At 38.7% G+C, this 26363-nt stretch carries 16 protein-coding genes and 3 pseudogenes; 7 read left to right on the plus strand and 12 right to left on the minus strand.

Going from position 1 to position 26363, the window contains the following annotated elements:
- Positions 1-18 precede the first annotated feature (18 nt).
- Positions 19-1368 (minus strand): type II toxin-antitoxin system HipA family toxin, encoded by a 1350-nt coding sequence (locus FTU06_RS14090; protein WP_154320132.1) that lies wholly within the window; start codon positions 1366-1368, stop codon positions 19-21.
- Complete coding sequence (locus FTU06_RS14095; protein WP_070153163.1) at positions 1358-1648, minus strand: helix-turn-helix transcriptional regulator; 291 nt, start codon at positions 1646-1648, stop codon at positions 1358-1360. The genes FTU06_RS14090 and FTU06_RS14095 overlap by 11 nt, the downstream gene beginning before the upstream one ends.
- Positions 1649-2905: 1257 nt before the next feature.
- Between FTU06_RS14095 and FTU06_RS14100 the strand changes: the two genes are divergently transcribed.
- Positions 2906-3244, plus strand: coding sequence for a hypothetical protein (locus FTU06_RS14100; protein ID WP_114237945.1), 339 nt, complete (start codon positions 2906-2908; stop codon positions 3242-3244).
- Between the two features lie 136 nt (positions 3245-3380).
- Complete coding sequence (locus tag FTU06_RS14105; protein WP_114237944.1) at positions 3381-4181, plus strand: DUF2310 family Zn-ribbon-containing protein; 801 nt, start codon at positions 3381-3383, stop codon at positions 4179-4181.
- A gap of 231 nt (positions 4182-4412) precedes the next feature.
- On the opposite strand, the pseudogene FTU06_RS14110 reads toward FTU06_RS14105, so the two are convergent.
- Positions 4413-7808: pseudogene (locus tag FTU06_RS14110) on the minus strand (type ISP restriction/modification enzyme); the annotation flags it as partial.
- A 132-nt stretch (positions 7809-7940) separates the two neighbouring features.
- Here FTU06_RS14110 and FTU06_RS14115 point away from each other — a divergent pair.
- Positions 7941-8816, plus strand: a complete 876-nt coding sequence (locus tag FTU06_RS14115; protein ID WP_012478242.1) for an SDR family oxidoreductase — start codon at positions 7941-7943, stop codon at positions 8814-8816.
- 753 nt (positions 8817-9569) lie between these two features.
- Here FTU06_RS14115 and FTU06_RS14120 read toward each other — a convergent pair.
- The 9 genes and pseudogenes from FTU06_RS14120 to FTU06_RS14160 form a co-directional block, all read right to left on the minus strand.
- Positions 9570-9677 (minus strand): annotated as a pseudogene (locus FTU06_RS14120) (helix-turn-helix domain-containing protein); the annotation flags it as partial.
- Positions 9678-9787: 110 nt separating this feature from the next.
- Positions 9788-10351: pseudogene (locus FTU06_RS14125) on the minus strand (response regulator transcription factor); the annotation flags it as partial.
- 1 nt (position 10352) lies between these two features.
- Positions 10353-12029 (minus strand): phosphoethanolamine transferase, encoded by a 1677-nt coding sequence (locus FTU06_RS14130; protein ID WP_154320133.1) that lies wholly within the window; start codon positions 12027-12029, stop codon positions 10353-10355.
- Between the two features lie 368 nt (positions 12030-12397).
- Positions 12398-13762, minus strand: a complete 1365-nt coding sequence (locus FTU06_RS14135) for an ATP-binding protein (protein WP_004974307.1) — start codon at positions 13760-13762, stop codon at positions 12398-12400.
- A complete protein-coding gene (locus FTU06_RS14140) occupies positions 13763-14425 on the minus strand; it encodes a response regulator (RefSeq protein WP_154320134.1) in 663 nt (220 codons plus the stop codon).
- A 72-nt stretch (positions 14426-14497) separates the two neighbouring features.
- Positions 14498-15805, minus strand: coding sequence for a TolC family protein (locus FTU06_RS14145; RefSeq protein ID WP_004974304.1), 1308 nt, complete (start codon positions 15803-15805; stop codon positions 14498-14500).
- Positions 15805-16128 (minus strand): DUF3240 family protein, encoded by a 324-nt coding sequence (locus FTU06_RS14150; protein ID WP_004974301.1) that lies wholly within the window; start codon positions 16126-16128, stop codon positions 15805-15807. Before FTU06_RS14150 ends, FTU06_RS14145 begins: the two co-directional genes overlap by 1 nt.
- Positions 16121-19204, minus strand: a complete 3084-nt coding sequence (locus tag FTU06_RS14155) for an efflux RND transporter permease subunit (protein ID WP_004974298.1) — start codon at positions 19202-19204, stop codon at positions 16121-16123. The genes FTU06_RS14150 and FTU06_RS14155 overlap by 8 nt, the downstream gene beginning before the upstream one ends.
- A gap of 10 nt (positions 19205-19214) precedes the next feature.
- The gene (locus FTU06_RS14160) at positions 19215-20438 is read right to left on the minus strand and encodes an efflux RND transporter periplasmic adaptor subunit (RefSeq protein ID WP_004974297.1); all 1224 of its coding nucleotides are present in this window, start codon (positions 20436-20438) and stop codon (positions 19215-19217) included.
- A 953-nt stretch (positions 20439-21391) separates the two neighbouring features.
- Between FTU06_RS14160 and FTU06_RS14165 the strand changes: the two genes are divergently transcribed.
- From FTU06_RS14165 to FTU06_RS14180, 4 genes are all read left to right on the plus strand, one after another.
- Complete coding sequence (locus FTU06_RS14165; protein WP_070153154.1) at positions 21392-21829, plus strand: hypothetical protein; 438 nt, start codon at positions 21392-21394, stop codon at positions 21827-21829.
- Complete coding sequence (locus FTU06_RS14170; RefSeq protein ID WP_070153152.1) at positions 21816-24086, plus strand: hypothetical protein; 2271 nt, start codon at positions 21816-21818, stop codon at positions 24084-24086. Before FTU06_RS14165 ends, FTU06_RS14170 begins: the two co-directional genes overlap by 14 nt.
- Positions 24070-25092: a hypothetical protein gene (locus tag FTU06_RS14175; protein WP_180147246.1), complete on the plus strand. Its 1023-nt coding sequence runs from the start codon at positions 24070-24072 to the stop codon at positions 25090-25092. The genes FTU06_RS14170 and FTU06_RS14175 overlap by 17 nt, the downstream gene beginning before the upstream one ends.
- Positions 25093-25155: 63 nt before the next feature.
- Positions 25156-26321 (plus strand): IS3 family transposase gene (locus FTU06_RS14180; protein ID WP_119285041.1). Its coding sequence is split into 2 segments (ribosomal slippage): positions 25156-25414 and positions 25414-26321, totalling 1167 coding nucleotides; the frame shifts between segments, so codons are not numbered across the junction.
- The last annotated feature ends 42 nt before the right edge of the window (positions 26322-26363 follow it).

Raw genomic sequence — 26363 nt, forward strand, 5'->3', positions numbered from 1 at the left:
TACTGTCCCTTCTTATTGTTATAGAAAAAGCGCTGCATTTTCTTGTTTACGCTGCTCCAATGTCTTAGCAATCACGGACATTGTTGTTTTACTGATCCCTTGTTGCTTGGCAAGATACGTAAATTGGCTGATGGCTTCTGCGACTTCTTCAATAACTTGCTTTGCATCATTCCAATTCGCAAAGCCAGCACTAGTAGCAAGTTTTTGCATCACCTTAAGCGATGGCGCTTTGCCATAACCGCCGAAAGCAGTGGCGTGTTCGTTGAATGGATGTGGGCTGTAGGTAACATCGTAAAAAGGTGCAGGGTTCCATTGACCGTCATCCGCTTGCAAAAACGCCCAGTTTTTACTGTGGTCGTCTTGGTTAGACGACAGCAGGTTAAAAACGGCACGGCGAAATTGCAGCTGCCCAGCAGCAGGAGATTTACACAACTGACGGCTGGCTTTGATCAAGTCAATATAATCTAAACTTGGCGTTCGAAAGTCTGCATCCAGCAGCCCGCAAGCGCTGTGCATATGCAAGCGACCTGAACTGCGATTACCGCTTAAACGGGCCTGCTCCGTGACATAATCAAAACGCTTAAGCGCCAACCAGGCAGACGCACCGCTTGTAGTTGGTGCTTCAATGAGTTGCCAGACTGGTGGTTGGCACTTGGCAAGCTCGGCCATTTGCAAATAAACCGCTTCACACAACCCTTCTTCATGCCCGAGCGCGAGATTTTTCGAGGTAAACTTAATCAGCCAAGCCTCATCTCCAGGCTGAGCAAAGGTTCGACAATGCTGAGTTTCCCCTGCAGGCATATAAATCTGCGCCTTAGGCCTTGCTCCACCCGAACTACCACCGGCGACTAATGCGGCCAACACCTGTTGCGTATGCCCATCTAACTCATCGTGATTATCATCCATATAATCTGACATTGAAGCATCGAACAGCGTTTGTGCTTCTAAGCCCAAGGTTGCTAAATCAATGTCCGCGTATGTCGTGGCTGAAAACTCAGACACCGGAGCAAAAGACAGCGCTCCCATGCCTTTATCACCGACAAAGGCCAGTCTATCCATCGCCGTTAATTGATTAGGTAGGATGCCCTTTTGCCGGAAAATACGATCTTGTAACAACATGCCCCAGCCATCGGGCAAACAATCCCCAAATACGCCATGTACACCTTGGTGCGGCGCTTTAGGTGCGGCTTGAACTAGCGTATTCGCTTGCAAGGTAAACGGTGATAAATTGCCAAACTGCTGCAAATAGTCGTCAGTATACTGAAAAAAAACGCCTTGCCGATTCTGCGCCAAGACTCCAACAGATATCTGCTCACCTGAGCTTAGCGTACGAGTAACATTAAGCTTCTGAATCGGTTTAAAACTCATCTTTTAGCACCTCATCAATACTCATGGGTATAGCAGCGCGTTCTTTGCTAAGTTGCGTGAGCTGATAAAGCCTATCTAGCGAATCAAGTGTCTGCCATAGCAACAGCAATTGACGAAATGAAATTTGCCCGGTCAGCTCAAATTTCTTAATGGTGGCCGCAGGTACGCAGCTTCGCTCAGCCAATGCAGCGCGCGACAGCTTTGCCTGCTTGCGTAACTCACGTAAATAAGCCGCATAAGCTTGGCTTACATCGGTATCATCAAGTAAGGTAAAATTCATCCGCAAAGACTAAATGGATACAGTTATATCCATTATAGCGAAATAAAACATAAAGTGGATACTATGATATCCATAATTGCGTAGAGTGTTGAAAAAATCACTCGATAAAGCCCTTCAAAACTGCTATTTTTAGACCCTAACAGCAGCATAAGATTAACCCGTTAGGTCAGGTGGCCTAACTTAAATAAAAAAGTCTCCGACAAACCCGGTACGGTTCAGCCATATATAACTCCATCAACCTGATTTTTTACCATTCGGTTTACCTAATTAATCATCACAAAATTATGTTGGTGATTATTTGGTAAATTTTTAAAAACTTATGTGACCAAAATTAAACGATCTTAATAAACATTAATTCCAATAAAAATATTTTGTAGTTGTTATTTAAGAACTTCGTTAAAAATCTTTCAATTAAATTGCATGTTGCCAATCTCTAGCAGACAGGCAAAGCATAAAAATATAAATCTTTGATTTTAATAAATTAATTAGTCGACAAAATTCCTTGTCGTACTATTTTCTCCAAATTCTGGGGTAACCCCTATCAAATCAAAAACTCGATGATATGCGTCATTTAGTTGATCAAATACCTTCTTACGGCAGTCAATCTATACCTAAAATAAACGATCCTAGTTGGGAGGGGTTATTAGATGATCGGAGAATATCTTGGAATATGAACGACATCACCATAATAGAAAGGCTAGTACTTATTTATTATACTTTTAGTATGAAGGTTCTTAGTGTTTTCAATCAAGAATTTGCAGAGAGAGGAGTTTCTTTTTCATACTCTGATTAGTATGCCTATGGCAAACCAATTTCACTGCTTCGGTACCCTAGTGAGGACTAGAACCTTAGGCTGTAGGCTAATGATATTGGTATATTGAGTTATTTAGGTAGTCGCGGTGTACTTCATGGTGTATAGAAAGTTAGTTTTTCGAGCTAATAAAGCCATTTTGACAAAATTTAAGAAGTATTTTAGAAAACTAGATAGTTACACAGAATTTAGGGTAGTCTCAAAATGAAAGTTATAACTAATGGTTCTTTAACATCTTCTAATTCCTTTGGTGAAAAATAAGATTCCATTTTATGCTTAACTCTCAACTTTTTTTCGCTAAATCATTTATTTTACGAAGGTTAGACTTTCAATATTAAACTTACAATTCTTGTAATACAGCCATTCCAATAGGCTTAAGAAGTTGAGAGTGGCATTTCTTGCATAGAATTATTTTGTATTAAATAAAATAACTAAAGGTTTGGCTCGTGAAGATCTCAATAAGAAAACTGTATGTAATTAGCTTAAGTGCATTAATTACTGTGGCTTGTTCCAGTCAAAGTGAATCAGAAGGGATGCTAATTATAAATAACAAAACCTCCGAAGATATAACTAAGGTTAATTTAACTTATAAAACCACTAATAAATCAGAAAATATAGGTAATTTATCTCCTAATCAATCATTTAAGTATCCTATAAAATATTCTGACACCGAAGACTCTATAGTAATTACATATACTGATAGTAATAATACAGTGCATAAGGATGTAGCTGTTCCTTATTTCGGTAAATATGATAAGAAAAATTATAGTTATAATATCAAGTAGTTTAAGTATTATTAATATTTAGAGTGTACGGCATTGACGGTATAGGTTAAATTGACACTACAAGACAGCACTTTAACCAATTTCAACAGCAACATCCCCAAATATATTTAATATAAATTAAGCATGAGATATAAAAATGCACGCCTTTGATATTATCATACCCCAATATACAGGTATCGCTGAAGATGATGATAGCCACGACCATGATGTATTTTGTTATTTAGGAAATTTAGAAGGCAACGGACAAATATTACCCCGTAACCATCATTTAGCTGTTAGCCAAAATGATATTACTCGCGTGACTGTGGTGTGTCCTGAAATGGATGCCCTTGACCGTAAAAATATGAACAGCTATGCCCAAGAAATGCACAATAAAATCGAACAGTTAGCAGGTAAACCCATTCAAACCTTGTATATCGGAGAAGACCATGACTATCCTCTTCCCCGTTATGCCGTACCAACGCAATCTGAATTTTACATGTTGCGTTGGGGCTGGAGTTCGCCTTTACTAGATGGAGTAACCTTACAAGGCATTCCTCTATATAAAATCCCATATACCCAACCTGATCACCCTTGTTATGATAATGTGTGGTCATGGTATCGTCAGGCTGAAGCGTTATATCGTTTGTGGCTTGGTTCTCAACCAGTAAGTGAAGCCTTTGCCTTAGAGCAAATGCAAAATCCCAATTCTGAGCATAGCAAAATAGGTCGAGAATTGTGCCGTATCATTGAACAAAGCACAGGTGTACCCACCTATTATTTTCTAATGAATTACCGTGATTGGACACAGGCAGAAGATATGGAACAAAAATGTCCACTGACAGGGCAGGATTGGCTATTGCCTGCCAATACCTATCACTATATTGATTTTAAATGCGATGAGAGTCGTTTGGTGAGTGAGTTGAGTCAAAATTGGTCGGATGAAAGCGAGGACTGACCGAATGAAAAATTATTTGTGGTAAGCTCATAAAGCCTATCAAGCATAGAGATAAAAATAACACCCAAACTATCTGTAACCAACCGTGAATCGTCTCGATATTTTCGGAGAGTGTCGGTCTTGCAGGAAATCTGTGATCAACGCATAACTCAATCCCAAGCTGCTCAGCTACTTCATATTTCAGAACGTCAGATCAGACGCTTACCTTTCAAATAGAAAGGGCTTTTTTGCTTAAATATCCAACTTCGGTAAACTTCTCACAATATTCATTGTTTCTAAACTTACCGTTATCACACGTAAAAACAAATTCAATGGATATTTAGCATCACCCATCGTTTCAATCGCCCAATCATTCGCATCATTCACAATGCCACTGTCTTTGTGCGTAGAAACGCCTTGACGCTCCATAACCCATTCAAGTGCAGACTTACCATTCACCACGTAGTCATAAGCCTCTAACGGTATTTCACGGATAGTAATGGCATTGTTATAAATCACCGTATCCTTTTGGTCTTTTTTAGGGAATTTCATTTTGGTCACATAGAAGTCTTTATCTTCTAATTGCTTTAATGATTTACCGCCTAAATCCAATTTAGCTTTATACGGCTCTACCGTTTCATAGTTCAAATGCCAATGAGCCAAGTCACGACCCGCTTTTGAGAACTCCCAGAAATCTTCGGCTTTTTTCACGCATGGGATACGTGGTAACTCTTTAGTCAAGTTGTCTGCATAACGAGTACGATAATCTTCACTGTGCAACAACCCATACACATAGTAGAAAATATCTTCCTTGCTAATCGTTTCAGTCGGGTAAGCATCTTGGAAATGCTTTAGCCCCGCATCACTAATGGCATCTTTACGAGTATATTTTCCATCTGCCGTGTTAGTTTCAGCATGGCTAAATAGGTCATCGTCATTTTTTTTAGTTACATCATCTCCATACAAATAAAGCGGAAAGCATTGCCCCTTAGAAATACACTCTAAATCCATTGTATGATTTGAGATTAACGCTGAAAATTCTTTGGTTGCACCTCGCCCTGTAACCGAAATAATTAAATTTTCCGTATCAGCTTTAGGAAAAATTTGTGGCATTTGGTAACGTCTTGCAATCAATTCTTTAGCAATATAGCCAAATTGTTTGTTGTAAGGTCGGTACTGTACTCTGTAAAAAGAAGTATCTTCAGAACATAGTCGTTTTTCTCTTTTGAAATCTGACAGTAAGTTATCATTCCAACTAATTTTTGTTGTATCAATCGCTATAAAGTCTTTTATGTCTACATTCTTATTATTAGAAGCAACGTATCTATCAAGTTCAGTATTATAGAATTTTATGAAATTATTGATATTTTTTTTCAATAATTTAAATGAATAGTTATAAACCCATGCATCACGACCTGTAGCAATGCCTAAAGAATAACTTTCAAATAAAACAGGACTTGCAGTTTTCTTATTTCCAATTTCAATAAATTCACTAAAACTGTCGTCACGCTGATTTAACCAATCATTGTGAGCATCAGGTGTGATAATCGTCCAACCATCAATTGCAGTAATACCATTAATACTGACTAGATCAGAAATTTTCTCTAATTTGTCTTCCCGGCTTAGATAATCACCGATGTCATGAAAATAGATTTGACCATGTTGTTTAGCATTTGGATTTTTAACTAATACAGCAATTACAATTGGCGCTCGACTACCACCACCAAATATTTTCCCACCTTCTTGTCGTGAGCGTTCACCAGATGTTCGTTGGTTGCCTCGCAAATGAAAAAAGTACAGTGAACTAAATTCATCAGCCAAACATTTACGTAAACCATCGGCAGAGTTTGAATCGATATAACCACCATTGGTCACAAAACCAATCACACCACAGTCTTTAATACGATCACTCGCCCAACGAATTGCACGAATATAGGAATCCATTAAATTTTTTGTTGAAGTAGCTTTCGAGTTTACGGCATAGGTTTCTTGAATTCGTGTATCTAAATGTGGATATGCAACATTCGCATTATTATCATTTGCTGATTCTTGACCCGCAGAATAAGGAGGATTACCAACAATAACTGTTATATCAAGGTTCTTCTGGCGTTTACGTCTTGTACTGTTATCAACAAGAACTTTACTGACCAAGTCTTCTTTTTCGTACATTTCAAAGGTATCTGTTAAACAAATCCCTTCAAATGGTGCATATTCTAGAGCAGAATTAACCGTTTTCATCTGATCATGATATACGGTTTCAATGTTGATTGAGGCAATGTAATACGCCAATAAAACGATCTCATTGGCGTGGATTTCATTTTTGTATTTATAGGTCAAACGATCAGCAGGGATTAAACCTGATTGAAGTAAACGGTTGATGAATGTACCAGTGCCCGTGAATGGATCAAGTACATGGACGTTATCATCCGCAAAGGTTTTACCAAATTCGCTTTTGAGTACGTCATTCACACTATGAATAATAAAATCTACGACTTCAACAGGGGTATAAACAATCCCTAGTTTTTCCGTCATGCGTGGGAAGGCGTTTTTAAAGAATGAATCGTATAGCGTTAAAATAATACTTTGTTTGCCTTCGGCAGTATTAATGCCTTCTGCTCGCATACGGACTGATTCATAGAAGGAATTAAGCGTATCTGCTTCTTTTTCTAAGTGATGCTCATTCAGCGCATCAAGCACCTTTTGCATTGCTAAACTCATTGGGTTGTGTTCAGCAAAGCTATGGTCTTTAAAGAGTGCATCAAATACAGGTTTAGTAATTAAATGCTGTGCCAACATTTCAATGATTTCAGCATCAGATACGCTATTGTTTAAGTCATCACGTAGTTCATGTGCAAATTCATTGAATGCTGCAATTTCATTTGTATTAGCAGGATTCTCAAGAATGGCTTGAATACGGTCAATATGAGTTTTAGCAATTTTAGCAACATCACTAGCCCAATCTTCCCAGTGATGGCGATTACCGCATTTTTTTACGATTTTGGCATATAAAGCACGTTCAATTTCACCAACTTCAAATTCCATTTCTGTTTGCTGTGGCATTGGTGAAACAGCTTCCCCAATAGATGATCCACCTCTAGCTTGGGCTTTTGCCTTGCGTTTTTTACCTTCACTTAAACCTGTAGTCGTTGTTTCATCGTCACCTTGTTTTGGTTTGGCTTTTTTAGTCTTTTTAACGACTTTGTCTGCGATGGCAACGACTTCCATACGAGATACGTCTTTGCCATTAAACTCAAGTTTATTAATCATGGCATCAAAGCGGTCATCATGTGCTCGTAAGGCATTTAATACTTGCCACACTACACGATAGGCTTCGTTATTATTTAATGCTTGTTCAGGCTCTACACCCGCAGGGATAACGACAGGTAAAATTACGTAGCCCAATTCTTTGTTTGGGGCTTTACGCATGACACGACCCACAGACTGAACGACATCTACTTGTGAGTTACGAGGTGTAAGGAAAAGCACTGCATCAAGTGATGGAACATCAACACCCTCTGATAAACAGCGTACATTCGATAAAATACGGCATGTGTTTTCAGGTGCTTGTTCTTTTAGCCAAGTGATTTTTTCTTTCTTTTCTGTTGCATTCATACCACCATCAACATGTTTTACTTGGCAGTTCAGTTTTCTATTACGTTTTGCGTTTTTTTGTTTTCCCTTTTTGCTGAGCCTTTTTTGGATAAAATATTTGGTACTCACCCTTTTTTATATCGGGTAATTGCTACCTAAATATTACATGATTAATGGAGGAAATTATTTATGACATTTAGTAACGTAGAAAATACACGAGTATGGTTTATTACAGGAGCGAGCAGTGGACTAGGATACGAGTTCACTAAAAAAGTACTAGAGTCAGGAGATAAGGTTGTTGGTGTTGCTAGAAATATTGAAAAACTTAATGAGTTAAAATACCAGTTTGAAGGAATGTTACTTCCGTTAAGTCTTGATGTTACTGATAGAAGTGCTGTTTTTACTACAGTGGAAACTGCCATTAAACATTTTGGAAGGATCGATATTGTCATTAACAATGCAGGAAATATGGTATTGGGAATGATTGAAGAATTTAGTGAAGATGAAGTTAGAAGTCAAATGGAGACTAATTTCTATGGTGCAATTTGGATTTGTCAAGCAGCTATGCCGTACTTACGGACACAAGGATCAGGTCATATTATACAGATATCTAGTATTGGTGGACTGATTACTGGTCCAATGTCGGGAATCTATAGTGCTAGCAAATTTGCTTTAGAAGGATTTAGCGAGGCATTAGCACAAGAAGCTGCACATTTTGGTGTAAAGGTATCTATCGTTGAACCCGGAGGCTATTGGACGAATCTATACTTAAAAATGAGTTTTACCACACAGAACAAAGAGTATGATTCATTACGTGAGAAGTTGGCTCAACAAAACTCAACCGAATCAGTTGATAGTGACCCTAAGTTGGCTGCCGAAGCTATAATGAAACTGGTTAATAGTGAGAATCCGCCTCTCCGATTGATTCTAGGAAGCCTTGTTTATGATTTAGCTGTTGAAAATGCAGAAAAACGTATATCTACATGGAAAGAGTGGGAATCAGTCAGTCGTTCTGCAGAACATGGGATTCCTGCACCAGAAGGATATGGAATAATCGAGGAATAGAAGATCAAAAAAATATTGAGATTATTTTTAAGTATGCCGCAATCGGGCGCGATTGTTGAATAAGTAAAATTAAGAGTGGCTACGGCTACTCTTTTTTTATTTGGCCAGAAGGAAAGATAAACGGGAAGTGTCAACGGTAAATGTCTGACTGGAGCAAAGCGGAAGGAATTTAAGGAGTTGATACGAGCCACTGATTTTCCACCCTCTCGGCATTGACAAAACTTTGTTTTGTCCTGCCAACCGGCGAGGGAGCCCCCTCAAAAAGTGAGGGGGTTGGGGGAGTTTTTTGGAGGGGGTCGAGGGGAAATTTTTCCCTCGTGGGTTTGGGCAAAGCCCATGGTTTTTTTACTTGATCTTGGGAATGAATTTGCAACCGTTGCGGAAAAGCGCAAAGGTGAAAATCTCATTTCTGTTACTAGGAAAAAGAAACGGCAGCAGCGGTTATTTTTTTGCTTTTGACTTTGGGAATCTGGCACAAGCCAGGTTCTTGCTTTGACCCTCGGAGAGCACACCTTTACGAATGTAAAGTATAGTGTGTTATACTTTACTTGGAAGATAACTCCGAAATGAGGTGCATACAATGAGTTTTGCAGTGGCTAGAATGACGAAATTAAAAGCTGATAATTTAGTCGGCATTGGCAATCATGACCAAATATTTTAAAACGTAAGTTATTGATGTTATTGTACTTATATACACAGCAATTTATACAATTTAATGTAAATTATGTTGGTGACTATTGCCAAGGTTGGGGTTTCTTGTAGAGTGGCAACTTCCGCAACACTTTTACCTTCAGAAAGCCAGAGAATAGTTTGGGCACGTTGTCTTTCACGCCAATGTTTTGCATGCTTGGCCAGAAAAATGAGTCATTCTCGCTGTTCTAAACTAAGTGGTACAGAAACAATTCGAGGCATGTGTGAACATCTGTTAACTAAAAAAACTTTTTCGCATGATTAGTTATTTTTGTCAACTTATCGAAATCATAAAGTTTGTCTTCTAAATCGTTTTTAGAAAAAATTTTGCTAGGATGCATGAGGAGTGCAGTGAGAATAGACCATTCCCGATTAGACAACTCGATCGGTTCACCATTAAAGCATACGATGTGCTGTTCCAGGTCCAGTTCCAGCCCACTGTGTGATAATTTCTTATTCATATCTGTCACAGTATTTTTTAAGCCGGCACGTCGGATTAAGGCATGAATACGGGCCAGCAGTTCGTCAAACTCATAGGGTTTAATCAAGTAGTCATCAGCTCCCTGATTCAGCCCATCTACCCGGTTTTGTAATTGATCCCGGGCAGAGATAATCAATACCGGTAAATTCGGAAACTTCTGCCGGATATTTTTTAGCACCAACATGCCATCCATCATTGGCAAACCTAAATCGAGCAGCACAATATCGTAGACCTGCTGCTGTAATTGTTTTAAACCCTCAATCCCATTATTGACCCAGTACACCTCAAACTGATGCAGTTTAAGCAATGTTTCAGTCGACTCGGCAATCATAAAGTCATCTTCAATAATCAGTATTTTATGCATTTCAAGCTCTGTTTTTTAATGATGATGAGCATTGTGCAAGCATATCATTTTTAGCTTCAATCACTTGCGTTTTTATATCCAGCATACTTAATAAGCTGGGGAAAAGATGATCGTGACTGCGTGCCTGTCCGGTCTGTGTTTTTAAACAGTTTAGCTGCAGGGCATTATACTGTTGCCAGGTATCAGAAAACCACATCAGCATTGGGATATGGGTTTGCTGCGTGGGCGCCATGCTATAAGGAGCACCATGCAGGTATAAACCGTGCTCTCCGGTAGATTCTCCATGATCAGACAGATACCAGAAACCGGTTTGATATTGAGTCTGTTGCTTTAAAGTTTCAATGATCTCGGCAAGAACATGGTCTGTATATACAATCGAATTATCATAGCTATTCTTTAATTCTTCTGTACTGCAGCCCTGAATGGCATTGGTATTACAGGTCGGTTGAAATGGCTGATATGGTGCTTTGGAGCGCTTGAAATATGCGGGGCCATGACTGCCCATCTGATGCAGTACAATTAACTGCGGTTTCGAGTTGTTTTTATCCAGATGCGCCAGATAATCTTTCAGGCTATCCACCAGGATTTCATCAAAACATTCACCACCAGCATCACACCATCTCTGTTTCAGTTGGGCTGGAATCTGGTATTTTTGTACGCGGTCACAGGCACCTTTACAGCCCGAATTATTATCAATCCAGGTCACCTGATAACCGGCCCGCTGAGCAATATCCAGCAAACCTTCTCGGTGGCTAGCCAACTGTTCATTATAGTTTTGACGTGTCATCCCTGAAAACATACACGGTACTGAAACAGCTGTGGCAGTTCCGCAAGAACTGACTTGATTGAAATTAATTATCGGTAACTTGCTCAGTTCAGGATTGGTATTGCGTGCATAACCATTTAAAGCAAAACTCTCGGCACGTGCAGTCTCCCCAACCACCAGCACCATCAATTTGGGTTGTTTCTGTATTTGAGCCTGCTGCAGCAGATGGGCATCTTCACCATAAGGAATCAAAGGCAAATTGGCTTTAGGTGCTTTCTTTTTATAGTAGGATACGGTGGATGCAATACTATTTTGCGGGGAAATCATGCCCTTCAGATCGCGGTGCTCGCGGAAGATGGCTGCATAATCGACATAAAAACAGAATAACAGTCCTAGAATCAATACGGCCGAAAACAGACTGCTCAGGCTTTTATGCAACAATTGACGCCCGAAAGATGCAGGCTGAATGTTCAGCATCCAGACGATACACAAAGGAAAAATCACAAAGACCAGCGTCCAGATCACCAGCCGTATTGACCAGAGATCACGGACTTCCCGGGCATCGGTCTGCAGCATATTCTGGATCTGGTCCGGCGTAATAACAACCCCCAGACTATTGACAAAATAAGCACTAAAACCGCCCAGAATGATCAGCACACTGGCCAGTATCTTGGCATTCCATTTCCAGTTCAGCCACTGCAAGACCAGATTGTACAAGCCGATAACTACCAAGACTGTAGCCGCCAATAATGCGTCTGCCTTGAGGTTGGTATAAGGCGTCAGTTGATGGATTTTCTGATAGAAAGCAAAGTTTAAGACCAGTCCCAGCCAAATGGCGAGTAACAGGTTGAAGCGTGCAAGGCTGAGGGGTTTGATCTGGCGTAGACCGGGAAAAGAAGGCAGCTTAAGCATTTTTTTTAGTTCAAAGACTTTAATATGCTTTAGCCTAAAATTTGAATCTTAAAAATGACTTAAAATAATCTGAGAGCTACAAAAACTTATACATATTTTGATTTCAAATCAAATCTGATAAAACCAAAAATGCAGCCCAAGCACGTTGGGGAAAATCCGCAAGTAATGCTCAAGCAAATCATGAGCACAGCCCGAGTATTACTCAAGTCATGCTTGAACCAGGCCCTGGACTGCCACCATTCTCCTAGACAAATTTCGTCTATTCTTTTTGCATAGGAGAGAACATTATGAGTGGACAACGATATACGCCAGCATTTAAATTAAATTTATAAATCAATATGATAAAATCTATTTTTTTGACTATCGTTTTAATAAATATTCAATTTTTTGAAAAATTCAATTCTGACAATCAATCCTCCAACTGCATTTGCACGTTGTAAAGTAATCTTGCCTAAATGAGAGTCAATAATCTGCTTCACAATAGATAATCCCAGACCACTTCCTACTACAGAACTGGCTTGATTTATTCTATAAAAACGCTGAAATATAAATGGGATTTGTGCTTCATCTAGACCTATGCCGTTATCTTCAACCTGTATAAAACTACCATTTCCAATACTTCCACAACTGACTTTAATAATAGGTTTATGTATTGAACTACGATAAAGAATGGCATTTTCGAGTATATTTCTCAACATAATTTCCAACTGATCTGACTGCCCCCAAACGCACACTGAGGTGAGATGCAATTGTAAGTCTACACCTGCTTTTCTGAACTGAATACCCATCATTTCAACTGTACCTTTAACAATATCTACCAAATCAATATTGCTTTTGTTTTGTGTGGCATTCGGTTCAAGCCTCGCTAATGTAAGCAACTGAGTAATCATTCTTGATGCTTTGTCTACTCCTGTAATAATGTCCTGTGCAGCTTCCTTAGACTCCTCATTGGAACGTGCATTTTGAAGTACTTGGGCATGTAAGCGTATAGCAGCTAATGGTGTACGGAGTTCATGAGCGGCATTTGAGGTAAAACGTTTTTCACGTTGCATACTTTCAGCAATCTCACTAAGTAAGGTATTTAAAGAGCTCACTAAAGGTTCTATTTCTTTCGGTACAACTGGCTTAATTGGATTTAAATGTTCAATGGATTGTTTTTCTAAGTTTTGACTAATGCTATATACAGCCAATAAATGACGACGGATCGTGCAAATAATCAACCATAATAATAATGGCAAAAATATGATTGAAACCAAAATCAAAAACAGCAACATATCTTGCTGAATATCTTTTCGAATTGTCCAAACCTGCGCAATTTGTACCTGTATTGTATGCGTACTATCCCAAACAGAATAACTACGATAAGTATTATTATTCAGTTTAATCCAACCAAAATTATCTTGCTGAACAAATGGCTGTGTTTCCACACCAATAGAACGATAAATTAATTGTCCATCACGATGCCAAATTTGAAATACAATTTGGTCATAATGCTCACCCTTAGCTTTTTCAATCACTGTATGCTGCGGTACTTTTCCATCTAGGGTACTTAGAGTCGTAGACAATAAAGCATGAGCAGTTTCTGCTAATGACTTATCAAAAATATTATTGGCAGTGTTTTGCATTCCCCAATAAATACTTCCTAAACTACCCAACCAAACGCTAGTGGTAATTGCCAGTAAAATTATAGATAAGCGCTGGGTTAATGAATAGCTGCGAATTGGATCAGCCATTTAATGCTGTTCATCCATGATATATCCAAAACCTTGTACTGTACGGATAATATTTTTACCTAATTTCCGACGCAAGTTATGAATATGGACTTGTACAACATTACTACTCACATCAACGTCATAAGCATAAAATGAATTTTCTATATTTTCACGCGAAATTACACGACCACGATTGAGAGTAAATAACTCCAATAAATGAAACTCTTTATGTGTCAACTCAATTTCGACTTGATTTAACAGTACTTGTTTACTCGCTTTGTTAATACTAATATTTCCAACCTGAATTAGGTCCCCTACCTCTCCTGAAATTCGGCGTAATACAGCATGAATCCTTGCTACGACCTCATGTAAATCATAAGGTTTAACAACAAAATCATCAGCTCCTGCCTCTAGACCTGTAATACGATCATCAACTTGATCTTGAGCAGTCAGAATAATAATTCCAACTTGATTCTTTTTGCGACGTAGTGATTTTAAAATTTCAATCCCATTTCGATCAGGCAAACCTAAGTCTAGTAGAATAAAGTGATAATGATAACTCACTAAAAAATGGTACGCTTGCTCTGCTGTGCTCGCAATGTCAACTACAAAGCCCATTTGATCTAGACCACGTGCAGTTGCTTTTGCCAACAAGCTATCATCTTCTACCAATAGAACTCTCATAACACCTTTTTCTCTTGCTTACCAAACTACAGCGCAAATTTATAATCCCTACTATGCTCGTAAATATTACTGTTAAATTCTATCCATCTCATGTAAAGGCCACAATTGATGAGAATCAAGTAATAAGGAACTCATACTTTCTGCATAATCTACTTTAGCTTGATCGACTCGGCTACGTGCTTCAATCAATTGCTGCGAATGCAACAAAAGCTCATTGAGATTCAACTCACCTAATTTATACGCTTTTTGCATCAAGTGATGTTGTTGTTGCAACAGTTGTAAGTTTTCTTGCGCCTTCGTATTCCGTACAGTCGCTGACTCCATTTGAATCACCCACCCCTGTATTTCTTGACGCAGACGTTTTTCTACACGCAATACCTCCAAATCCGCTTTTTTTGCTTCTGCCGCTGCCATTCCTGAAGCAATACCGACTTGTCGCGCAGTCAAAGGAATTGAAACACTAACCCCTAATAAATTCTCCTCTCCCGATTGCTCCCTACTGTAACCAAAACCAATCGTAGGATCTGGCAGTCTATTAAGCTGCTCTCTTTTTAATACTGCGTATTGCTGTGTAGCTTGCATCCTTACGAGTGCTAACTCATGATTAACTGACAAAATTTTCTGTACCCACTCTGCTTGACTATACTGTATAGGGCTAGGCTGTATAACATCGCTGCTCCACTGTTCAGGGATCTTTCCTCTATAATCGCGGGCCAACAATTGCTGAGCTTGAATATATGCAGCTTTAGCTTGCATATATTGTTCCTCAAGTTGTTGGTACTCATTCTTCAAGAGCATTAGCTCAAGTCGTGGTGCATCTCCTGCTCGAATACGTTGTTCAGTCACTTGGATAAATTGCTGAATTTGATCCAGCTGTTCTTGCAGTCGCTTCAAATGCAATGTGCTTCGCATATAAGCAAACCAACTATTTAACAACATTTTAGATGCTTGATGTTGAGCATTCTCATACTTCAGTTCTGCAATACTTGAAATACGTTGTGCTAGATCTTGATCTAGCCGGTATTTATTAGGCAAACGTATTTGTTTTTCTATCCCCAAACTAGGTTCATAACTATTGGCTTGTTTTCGCTCTAGTTGTGTATCCGTCTTACGTACTTGCATACCGGCTGTAACAGTCCACGGATTTTGCCCTACTTTTAATCCTTGTCGGGCAAAGTCTGCATAATCTTGCTCTGATATTGCAGCACGCACATTCGGATGTTCTACTAGACTCTGTTGTACTGCTTCAAGTGGTGGCAAAGCAGCTTCAAGTTGAGGTTTTGCAATTGCTGTCGAAGCCACTGTAAAACAATAGCCCAACCCAAACAGATACCAAATTTGGCCTAGAAGTGTTGATTTAAATTTGATATTTAATGTCATTAGTCAAGTGCTCCTTGGCTCATATAACCAGAAATTAATGTAGGTATGACCCAATAAAAACAATCACTTGATTTAAATTTTTGCTGAATATGCGCCAAAACCAATGATACAGATTCGTGTTGTACAATCAGCAATATAAGATTCCGTTCAGTTGCTCCGCGAATTTTTTCCTGAACATTACGATAATGTTGGCGATTACCAAACCCTTGTGCGTTGACACAAGTACACCCTGAAATCAACTCAGGAATTAACCACAAATGCTCCATAAGTTCTTCAGCAATATCAGAGGACACGTTAATAGAGAGTTGGCATATTTCAGACATGATGATCTCGCGCTAAACCAAATTTTTTAAACAAGTTAGGAAGTAAAATCAGAGTCAGCAAAGTACAAGAAATAAGCCCTCCAATCACAACTATCGCCAATGGACGTTGAATCTCGGCACCAGGGCCAGTAGTAAATAACAATGGGATCAAACCTAAAGCTGCAATACTCGCGGTCATCATGACTGGACGTAAACGGCGCATAGCACCTTCACGAACAACTTCCTCAATTGCAACACCACGAGAAATCAGTTGATTAAAATAACTAATCATCACTAAACCATTCAGTACAGCAATCCCCATCAAGGCAATAAAACCAACTGATGCAGGAACAGATAAATACTCACCTGTTAATGCTAATGCAAATACTCCACCGACTAACGCAAAGGGAATATTGACGAAAACCAATACGGCTTGACGCACCGAACCCAAAGTCGTAAATAGTAAAAAGAAGATCATTGTTAATGCAGCAGGTACAACAAGCATTAAGCGAGCAGCCGCACGTTGTTGGTTTTCAAATTGCCCCCCCCATTTGAGTGAGTAGCCGGTTGGTAACTTGACTTTCTCTGCAACCAATTGTTTTGCTTCATCTACAAAACTAACTAAATCACGATCACGTACGTTGGCACGTACCACTGACATTCGTGATGCATTTTCACGATCAATTTTTACGACACCCTCAGTCTTAACCACTTCTGCTAAAGATAACAATGGCACTGCAGCTGCATTCTCAATTGGCAAGGCAATATTGGAAAATTCAAAACTCGACTCTCCCAAACGTGGATCCCCTTTCATCATTAATGGAACAGGGCGCCCCTGTTCAATAATGGAACCTATTTCTTTGCCTTCCACGAGCATCTTGAGTTGGGCTTGAACATTTTGACTGTCCAATTGATTTCGTATAGCCATATCACGATGGATTCGCAGCTCTTGATACTGTACTCCCGAATTTTCGAGTGTCATGACATCTTCATTGCCTTCAATGCCTTGTAGAACTATTGCAATTTGCTTTGATAAATCATTAAGCTGGTCTAAATCACTTCCAAAAATTTTGACAGCCAAATCTCCTCGTACTCCAGACAACATTTCTGAAGTGCGCATCTCTATGGGTTGACTAAATGTTAAGTTCACGCCAGGAACATCTTGAAGTACAAGACGAATTTTTTCTAAAATTTGCTCTTTATTTTTGACTTGCCATTGCGTTTGTGGTTTTAGCACAATGAAACTATCTGTTTCATTTAACCCCATAGGGTCTAATCCCAATTCATCAGAACCTGTACGTGCCACAATTCTTTCAACTTCAGGCACTTGTTCCAAAATACGTTTTTGAATATCCAGATCTAATGCAATTGAGTTTTGTAAGCTAATCGAAGGGATTTTTTCTAACTGTAAAATAGTATCTCCCTCATCCATGGTTGGCATAAATGACTTTCCAATGAATGGGAAAATCAATGCAGCCAGAAGTAAGGTACCACCTGCTAAGACATAAATCTGTTTAGGATGGGCTAAACTCAGATTCAAAAGTTTTCGGTAACCAGTTTCTAATTTAGCTACTAAAAAGGGTGTGTGATGTGCTTTCGGTTTTAGAAAGAATGAACACAGTACAGGAATCACTGTCAAAGAAAAAATTAGTGAACTTGATAAAGCAAATACAATTGTTAAAGCCACAGGTGAAAAGAGCTTCCCTTCCAATCCTTCAAGCGTGACCAATGGAATAAACACTAACATAATAATGATCATGCCTGCTGTGACTGGTACTGCAACCTCAGACACTGCGCGGTAAATCATATTTAATGGCGGTAAAAAAGAACGTTGCGGTGACTCTTTTGCTTCAGCAAGTTGCATTTCAATATTTTCAACCACTACAACTGCAGCATCCACTAATAAACCAATCGCAATCGTCAAACCACCTAAAGACATTAAATTGGCACTTAAACCAAAATGGTGCATCATCAAAAAAGTACTTAGTGCAGATAATGGTAAAACTGCCGCAACCACTAAAGCAGACCTTAGGTTTCCTAAGAACAATAAAAGTAAAATCAAGACTAAGACAATAGCTTCTAATAACGTTTTACTTACGGTATGAATGGCTCGGTTTACCAACTCACCACGATCATAAAATGGTTCAATCGTTGTACCCTGTGGCAGAGTTTTTTCAATGTCGGACAAATGCTCACGAACATGTTGAACGACTTGACGTGCATTCGCACCTTTTAAAGTTAATACAATACCTTGGACAGCCTCACCTTGGCCATTTTCAGTCACTGCACCATAGCGTGTGAGTGCTCCAGTATGTACCTGTGCAACATCTTTAACCCGCACCAATGTTCCTTGATGGCTAGAAACAATAATATCGCCTAACTCTTCAAGGTTTCTGACGCGGCTATCGCTTCGGATCAGTAATGACTCTCCATTTTCATTAAGCCGCCCAGCACCATCACTGGCATTATTTAGCTCGATTGCCTGTTGTAGCTGTGTTAAAGATAAGCCTCGTGCCGCCAGGGCCTCTAAATTAGGGGTCACTTCAAATGTACGAACAAGTCCCCCCAAAGCGTTAACATCGGCGACCCCTTCAATTTTACGAAGTTGTGGACGAACCACCCGATCAAGTAGAGTTCGTTTTTCCATATCACTGAGTGGCCCATGTAAGGTAAACATAAAAGATTCACCTAATGGGGTCGTCATGGGTGCAATTCCACCTGACGTACTACTTGGTAATGCAGACATCACATTACTTAAACGTTCATTCACCTGTTGTCTAGCCCAATAAGGGTCAGTGCCTTCAGCAAAGTCTAATGTGATAATCGCAATCGCGTATTTAGATTGCGAACGCATTACTGTCTGATGAGATATTCCCAACATTTCTTGTTCAATGGGTACAACAATACGGCTTTCCACCTCTTCGGGCGTCATGCCGGGCGATTTCATCACAATTTGTACTTGCGTACTTGACACATCAGGAAAAGCATCAATTGGTAGTTTCGTAAAAGCAATGTAGCCTGCCACACTGATCGCCAATGTGAGCAATAATATTAAAATGCGCTGACTAAGTGAAAAGGCGATAAGACGTTTTAACATATGTCTCACCTCAACGTTCTGTAGTGCTAATAGGTGCTTGCTCTGCACCAAAGCCAGACCACACCGCCTTGAGACGCTCTACACCACTGATAGCAAGTTGCATTTTGGGTTTTAATTTTTCAGCTGTAATATAACTTTGCTGCTGATCAGCTGATAGAACTTCAACCGTTACAGCTTCAAACCCCTTCTGATTTTTAACAAAAATAATGTGTTTACCATCTTGTGAGGTTATGGCAGTACTTGGTACTGGCCATGCTGCAATTACTGTTGGCTGCTTACTTTGAACATGAACTTTGACAAATTGTTGCACCCGCAAACAATTATGTTTGGTATCCATTTGTACGATGATATTTTGAGTTTGTGTATTCCCTACAAGTGCTGGAGCGATATTTTGTATATGCCCTGTAATATCACAACCTTCAACCTGAACAACATCCCCAATATGCACATATTTACTGTCAGCTAAATTAGCTTGTAATAACAATTGTAACGGTGAATCAGCGTTTACAAGTTGACCTAATACTGTACCAGCCTCAACATACTGACCTGTAGAAACCTGTAAGTTTTCTATATAACCACTTGTTGGGCTTTTAACATAGACAATGGAATTTAGACTATTTACCTGCCCTCCTCCCATAAATTGCAGCATTCGCTGTTTTGCACCTAAGTTAATATTAAGACGCTGTACTTGATTCTGTGCCTCTTGCACACGCTTCTCGGCAATAATGCCTTCAGCATATAAGCTACGTTCACGTGTTAAATTTTGCTGGGCTAATTGTTGTTGAGCACGAAGCTGCAATATTTCATTTTGAATCTGAATTAAATCTGGACTATGTACAGCAAGTACATGATGATTCCGGGTAACTTCTGCCAAGGGTTGTACCAAAACTTGCTGCACCATTCCTGAAACAGGACTAGTCAGTACAACTTTGCTTTCTGGTGACCACTGTACTTGCCCTTGTAAAATAATTTGTTTTTGTATGTTAGTAGAAGAAGCACCTAATGTGTGTAATTTGATCCCAACTTGCTCAATTTGTTTTGAAGAAATTAAGATTTGTTGCTCTGAGACTTCAGGACTCCTCTCAGCCTCTGAAACCTGTCTCTCTACTTTAGCCTCTATATTTTTATTCGAGAGCAGCTTACTTCCCCACCATAGCCCAAGGCTAATCAAGATCAAGACGCTCATTAGATATAATAGTTTTTTAAAATTTAGTACATCTACTCGCTGATCCACTCGTTTCATCCTTCAAGAGATTTTCTCTACAAAGCTAAGATTAAGTTCTTAAGATCAGATTAAGTTTATAAACCTATTTCAGACTGCATAGGCCCAAGTGAACCGTATTGGGTTTGTGGGAGACTTTTATTTAACTGATGTTACGTAGTAAGTGCATTTTGAGCATCTTCGCTACTACATGTTGTAGTCGATTTATAAATTATTAATAATCATTATATTAAACTATATATTGTTATTATTTCTCACGAAAATCAGCATCAAAACATAGGTGACTTTTATAAACTAAAATGTCTAAAATGAAGTGACCAAAACCACATTAAATGATCTAAATTGATCAAAATTTTACTCCACCAAAAACTATATACCAGTAATCAAATCATATACTTATAATTAAGGTCATTTAATGGAATAAATCTCGGTGACCTTGCCAAGGTTGGGGTAAATTTTTATGATCTAACTTTTACTACTTTGTAGCAGGAATCACAGCCATACAATCAATCAATCCCAACCTCGGTAATAGCTTAAAAATATTACTAATAAAAATAGAACCAAATTAAATTATGCACACCAAAACTATAAATTGTGTCTACTTTTCTACACTTACACAATAAATACCGTTAGATTACTTGAAAAGTAAACAGTTAAATAGTAGAAATGTATCATAGTTATATTTTAATAATCTAAATATGTGCCGTGGAACGCGTAAACAAGTAACTTCTGAATGTTCATTTAATTTTGATAACCCCAAAATTATCTTCAAGCGAGATCTTTCTAAACTCGCATTAAACACTCATCCAGATTTTGCTGGCATTCATCACTGCTATCACATGGCCTTTCGAGCTCTACGATTAACTTCTCATTTTCGTTTAGCATCAAACAAACTCAATGTTTGGTCTATAGCAGGAATATCCAATTTCTGGATCGCTGATAATTTTGATTTGTACCTGCATCACATGAAGCTTCCGCCTTCACCTCAGGAATTACATGTATATACGTTCCCACCTGATGCCAACTTACAACAACAACTCAAACACTATGCAAGCTTTGAATTCTTAAGTTTTTTGCAAGCAAATACTTTTGATATACACAATTTAAATCCGCAGCATCTTCAGCAAGCGATCAACCGATATATTTCGACTGAAGTTTTACTCGACTTTAATCGCTTACATTCATTCAAAGCACATAAAACGCTCAGTCTTGAGGGGCTTGGTAAGTTACTCAATTTTAGCCATACACAACTCCACAATAGAAACAGAAAAATCCATGCACGTCGCCAGCATCTACTTGACGAAGTCAGCAAGCAATCAAAAGTCGTCGATCATTATTTAAATCAAAATGATTTTTCACCAAATCCAACAGATTTTTGGAATTGTTCATATGCACGAAAGTGAAACTAAGCCCCTTCCTCAACCCAAAATTTTATTATCAGACTTATTAAAAAAGCTTTTTAATGCAGAGGATTTGTGTCTTCATGCACATATTAACTTTATCGCAGATCTATTGGTTTACCATGACTGCTCAGATTATCTTAAGGGGCTTGTTCTCAGTGAGATTGAATCTGATATTTCTACAAGTTCACCACCTCGCATTCCCGCTACTCTCCAAGCGTCTAGAAAATCTAAAATTGGTGATTCCCCAATCACGTATTACATCAACAGTATTGCCAGCATTTATCATGCGCACACGGAACTACTCACCTGGAATGTGCTCGTCCTTAAAGCAGCACTATATTTATTAGCATTGCCGCAGATCAAACCAGATTTATTTGAAAAACAACATACAGAGCATCTCAATACGATTAAGCGCTTATTTCAGCGTTTCCGCGTTGCAAACAAGTCTTTTTTTGCAAAAAAAAAAGATGCTCACGCATTAGATTATCAAGCATTCTTAACTCTTAAATTCCCTGCTTTATTTCTATCATTAGAGCAATTTGTAGAGTCTGCTCTTCAACCTGAAGCAGATCAAGAACTAAATGATTTTCAGAAAAATTTCTGTGATGAATTACGTATTGCATTCAATTATGTACTAAAAAGCCGTCCAAAAATTGCCAAATCAAGTGTAGATAGTAAACTGCAATATCGTACATGGGATACCGATGGAACTATTAACGAAATCATTGAGACTAAAAAAAGTAATAGAGGTTTAGCTAATGAGCAAGCCCTTGACGAGCAAGAAGACCCCTCTGTTATTGTTCAAGCAGATCAGATTACACCACTTGCCAGACATTCTAAAAATGCCCAACGTATGGCACTTTCGTTAATTCCAAAACATATGCAACGACAAGATCATTTGCTCACTGCAAGTTGTTTACTCCCAAGTGTTTATACTATTTCTGACCTAATTACATACCTGTATCATGATGATAAAAAACATAATGATAAAAGCGTGCTCGTTGTATTACTTTGCTTAATCACAGGCGTTGGCTTTAAAGACTGGTTAAATTTTCAAAAAAGGCGTGTAAAAAGATTAAATCATCGCCAAGTCATTAAATTGCAAAGTGACCAATACTATCTCTCAACCAAATTCAGCATTTTTGAAGATGCAACGTTTGAATATCCGGAGTCACTGATCAATAACACCGTTCATTTAGATATCCCTATCCCAAATCACTTTATTGATCGTATCAAAGCAGAACCAATCATCACTGAAGATGAGCTAAAGAAAAAAATTAGAATAATAAAAGATGAAGTCAAAATTCCTCAGCTGAACTTATCAAAAACTAGCTCATTACTGCATCATGTTATTTTGCAAAAAACAGGCAATAGGCAACTTGCTGACATCATCACTGGTGTAGATGCAAGTCACTCTTCTTCAAGCTCTTACTGCCATTACAATGTAAATAAATTACAAAAAAATTATGTCAAAGTTTTATCTGAACTATGTACACAGCTCGCTGAAAATGACTACGGTGATATTGTCTATAGTGATCAGTCCATCTGCTTTGGTAGCCAAAAAGCACCAAGTAAAAATGTCATAAAGGACATCCTTTTCTATCTTTACACCAAAATTTATACGACTTCAGATAACGACTGGGTAGAAAGTTTTAATGCTTATAGCATTTGGATGTGGCATATCCTACTTTTGTTTACCGCTGCACGACCTGTTCGGGACTTTCCAGGTTTTTTGAATAATATAAGTTTTCAGCAACAGACAATTATGCTGTCTGACAAAGAGGTCGGTGGTAGACGTGGCTTTGGACGCTTGATTCCACTTTGTGCATTTCTCATCGGTGAATTAAAGAAATATCTTCGTTTCCTCGAACATATCCAACAACATTACATGGCGATTAACCGCGAAATCTCAGCCCAAATTGATGCCATATTTAATAATGAACAGCCTCTGTTAAATCTTTTACAAAATGGCACACTCACTCCGCTTACACCTTCCAATGTGCGTGACTTTCATCCTGAAGTTGGGTTAGCACATCCCAACTGGCACCGCCATACAACACGTGCCTTTCTCACCAACAAACAAATCCCCGAGCCTTTAATACTTGCACTTTTTGGACATGAAGCCTTCCAACAGGAAGCCGCACATCCATTTTCTAGTTTGTCTCTGAACCAATATCGCGCGCTCGCAACACATTTAAATGAAATGCAGGAATATTTTGAAATTATTGGAGTGAATTTAAATGTCCTCATCGCTTAAAAAAGCAGATCAACTGTTTGCCGAAAAGAAACGAGAACTTACTCGACAATTAAATGAACAAAAAATTCAAAATGAAGTTCATGCTTCACTCCGCAAATATTTTTCAGAACAGCAGTTTGATCAGAATCCACATTTGCTAGGTGATTACGGCGAGGTTTATAGCCACATCAAGAAAAACTCTACGAGTAAAAAGTGGATCAAGTTTGCATATGATTTTTTTGAAGATTACATCAAAGAGTTAAATGCTCAGCATCGCTTGGATTTAGAGCTGCCTCATGCTGTTTTAGATATTAAAAGAGATAAGCCTATCGTGACCATGAGCTGGAATGCCGATGGTCATGAAATAAATGACCTCGTACAACAGCTTTATAATTATTGGGAATTGGCTGAAAGCTGTGACTCATTCTCAAATGAGGAAATCGTGGGCAATATTATATTGTCTGCCATTCTATTTGGTGGCTTAAATGAAAAAGCTGAACTTAATGCCTTGCTTGAACACCTCAGAAATCCAGTAAAAGTACGCCATTATAAAGACCTTAATATTCTTTTTTTAGAATCCCATTCTAATCATTATGGCGATATTTTTATTGATGAATATACTGTTCGAAAATCTAGAAATTTTATTCCAGACCCCGTCACACGTCTGTGGCTAATACATTTTAATCTGAGAGATATTCGACATGTTCATCTTCCCGTAGAGGGCTATCTTGAGTATATCTTTCGAAAAATAAAGAAAAAGTTTAAAAAAAATAGCTTATCGCATTTACTTCAGCATGCTCGCTACAACTGGTTACAGCTTCCCAACGTAGATATAGATCCGGCGCTCTCTGAATGCCTCATCGGGAATTTACTCAGTTGTGGTTTACCCGAACAAGAGTTTGAGCGTTTTGTGCAACCAAAATTTAAATATAAGCATGAGCTCACTACTGAAGTCATTCATCAGTCTAAGAATTTACCTCCACAAACTGTTTATTTGCATCATGAGCAAGATGCACTAAAAGATTGATGTGTGCTTAAAAAACAGGAGGGTTTAACTTGGTAAACTATACATACTCATTAGGAGTTTACCATGAGCAAGAAACAGAAGACTTACACCGCAGAATTTAAAGCTGAAGCCATAAAAGCCATTGAAGAGAACCAAGGTAATGTATCGGAATCCGCTAGACAACTTGGCATTTCAATGCAAACCCTTTCGAACTGGAATAACAAAGCAAAGGCTGGAACTTTAGCAGGCACAAAACAGTATTCGCCCGATCTAAACGCCTTACTCGAAGAAAATAAGAAGCTTAAACAACAGCTCAAAACAGCTGAAATGGAACGTGAATTTTTAAAAAAGGCAGCAGCGTACTTTGCCAAAGAAAGTCAGTGAGGTACGCCTATATGAAATCGCAAAGCCACTTATTTCCGATTATTTTAATGGCTCGATTACTTCGTGTATCCGTTTCTCGCTTTTATGATTGGCTAAAGCGAGGCATGAGTAAAAGATCAATTCAGCGAAATCAGCAGACAATTTTGGTCAAAATAGCCCATGAAGAAACCAAACAAAGCTATGGCTATGTTCGATTAACCAAGCATTTACAAGCGCAAGGTATCAAAATAAGTACGTATGCTGTGCGCCAAATAAAAAAATCAAATCAGTTGTATTGTAAGCGCCATAAGCGTTTCAAAAGAACCACGAACAGTGATCACAACCGTTCTATTTATGACAATTTACTCAAGCAACAGTTTTCAATGACGAAGCCTAATCTTGCGTGGTCGAGTGACATTACCTACATTTGGACGGCTGAGGGCTGGTTGTACTTGGCAGCTGTCAAAGATCTTTACACGAAACAGGTTGTTGGCTATAGCTTAAATGAGCGCATGACAGCCAAGCTTGTTTGTGATGCATTGAATATGGCTATTCGCAATCAGAAACCTGCTAAAGATCTCATTGTACATTCAGATAGAGGCAGCCAATATTGCAGTAATGAATATCGAAACTTACTTGAGAAATTTGATTTTCAGGGTTCAATGAGCAAAAAAGGCGACTGCTTTGATAATGCACCGATAGAGAGTTTCTGGGGCATACTCAAAAATGAACTAGTCCATCATCGCAACTACAAAACAAGGGAAGAAGCCAAAGCGGATATTACAAAATATATAGAGTTATTTTATAATCAGCGAAGAATTCAAAAAGGCTTGGATTTTAAGACACCAAATCAAATGGCAGAAGACTTTTATCGGTTAGCTGCCTAGAATCTCCCAAGTGAAAGTCTCCTGCTAATTCAGCACACATCA

It is taken from the genome of Acinetobacter sp. YH12052 (assembly GCF_013419835.1).
In the GTDB taxonomy this organism is placed as follows: Bacteria; Pseudomonadota; Gammaproteobacteria; order Pseudomonadales; family Moraxellaceae; genus Acinetobacter; species Acinetobacter amyesii.

Coding starts and splice junctions, on each gene's coding strand:
- FTU06_RS14090 (WP_154320132.1), bottom strand. CDS start 1,368: ATGAGTTTTAAACCGATTCAGAAGCTTAATGTTACTCGTACGCTAAGC.
- FTU06_RS14095 (WP_070153163.1), bottom strand. CDS start 1,648: ATGAATTTTACCTTACTTGATGATACCGATGTAAGCCAAGCTTATGCG.
- FTU06_RS14105 (WP_114237944.1), top strand. CDS start 3,381: ATGCACGCCTTTGATATTATCATACCCCAATATACAGGTATCGCTGAA.
- FTU06_RS14115 (WP_012478242.1), top strand. CDS start 7,941: ATGACATTTAGTAACGTAGAAAATACACGAGTATGGTTTATTACAGGA.
- FTU06_RS14130 (WP_154320133.1), bottom strand. CDS start 12,029: ATGCTTAAGCTGCCTTCTTTTCCCGGTCTACGCCAGATCAAACCCCTC.
- FTU06_RS14135 (WP_004974307.1), bottom strand. CDS start 13,762: ATGGCTGATCCAATTCGCAGCTATTCATTAACCCAGCGCTTATCTATA.
- FTU06_RS14140 (WP_154320134.1), bottom strand. CDS start 14,425: ATGAGAGTTCTATTGGTAGAAGATGATAGCTTGTTGGCAAAAGCAACT.
- FTU06_RS14145 (WP_004974304.1), bottom strand. CDS start 15,805: ATGACATTAAATATCAAATTTAAATCAACACTTCTAGGCCAAATTTGG.
- FTU06_RS14150 (WP_004974301.1), bottom strand. CDS start 16,128: ATGTCTGAAATATGCCAACTCTCTATTAACGTGTCCTCTGATATTGCT.
- FTU06_RS14155 (WP_004974298.1), bottom strand. CDS start 19,204: ATGTTAAAACGTCTTATCGCCTTTTCACTTAGTCAGCGCATTTTAATA.
- FTU06_RS14165 (WP_070153154.1), top strand. CDS start 21,392: ATGAAGCTTCCGCCTTCACCTCAGGAATTACATGTATATACGTTCCCA.
- FTU06_RS14170 (WP_070153152.1), top strand. CDS start 21,816: ATGCACGAAAGTGAAACTAAGCCCCTTCCTCAACCCAAAATTTTATTA.
- FTU06_RS14175 (WP_180147246.1), top strand. CDS start 24,070: ATGTCCTCATCGCTTAAAAAAGCAGATCAACTGTTTGCCGAAAAGAAA.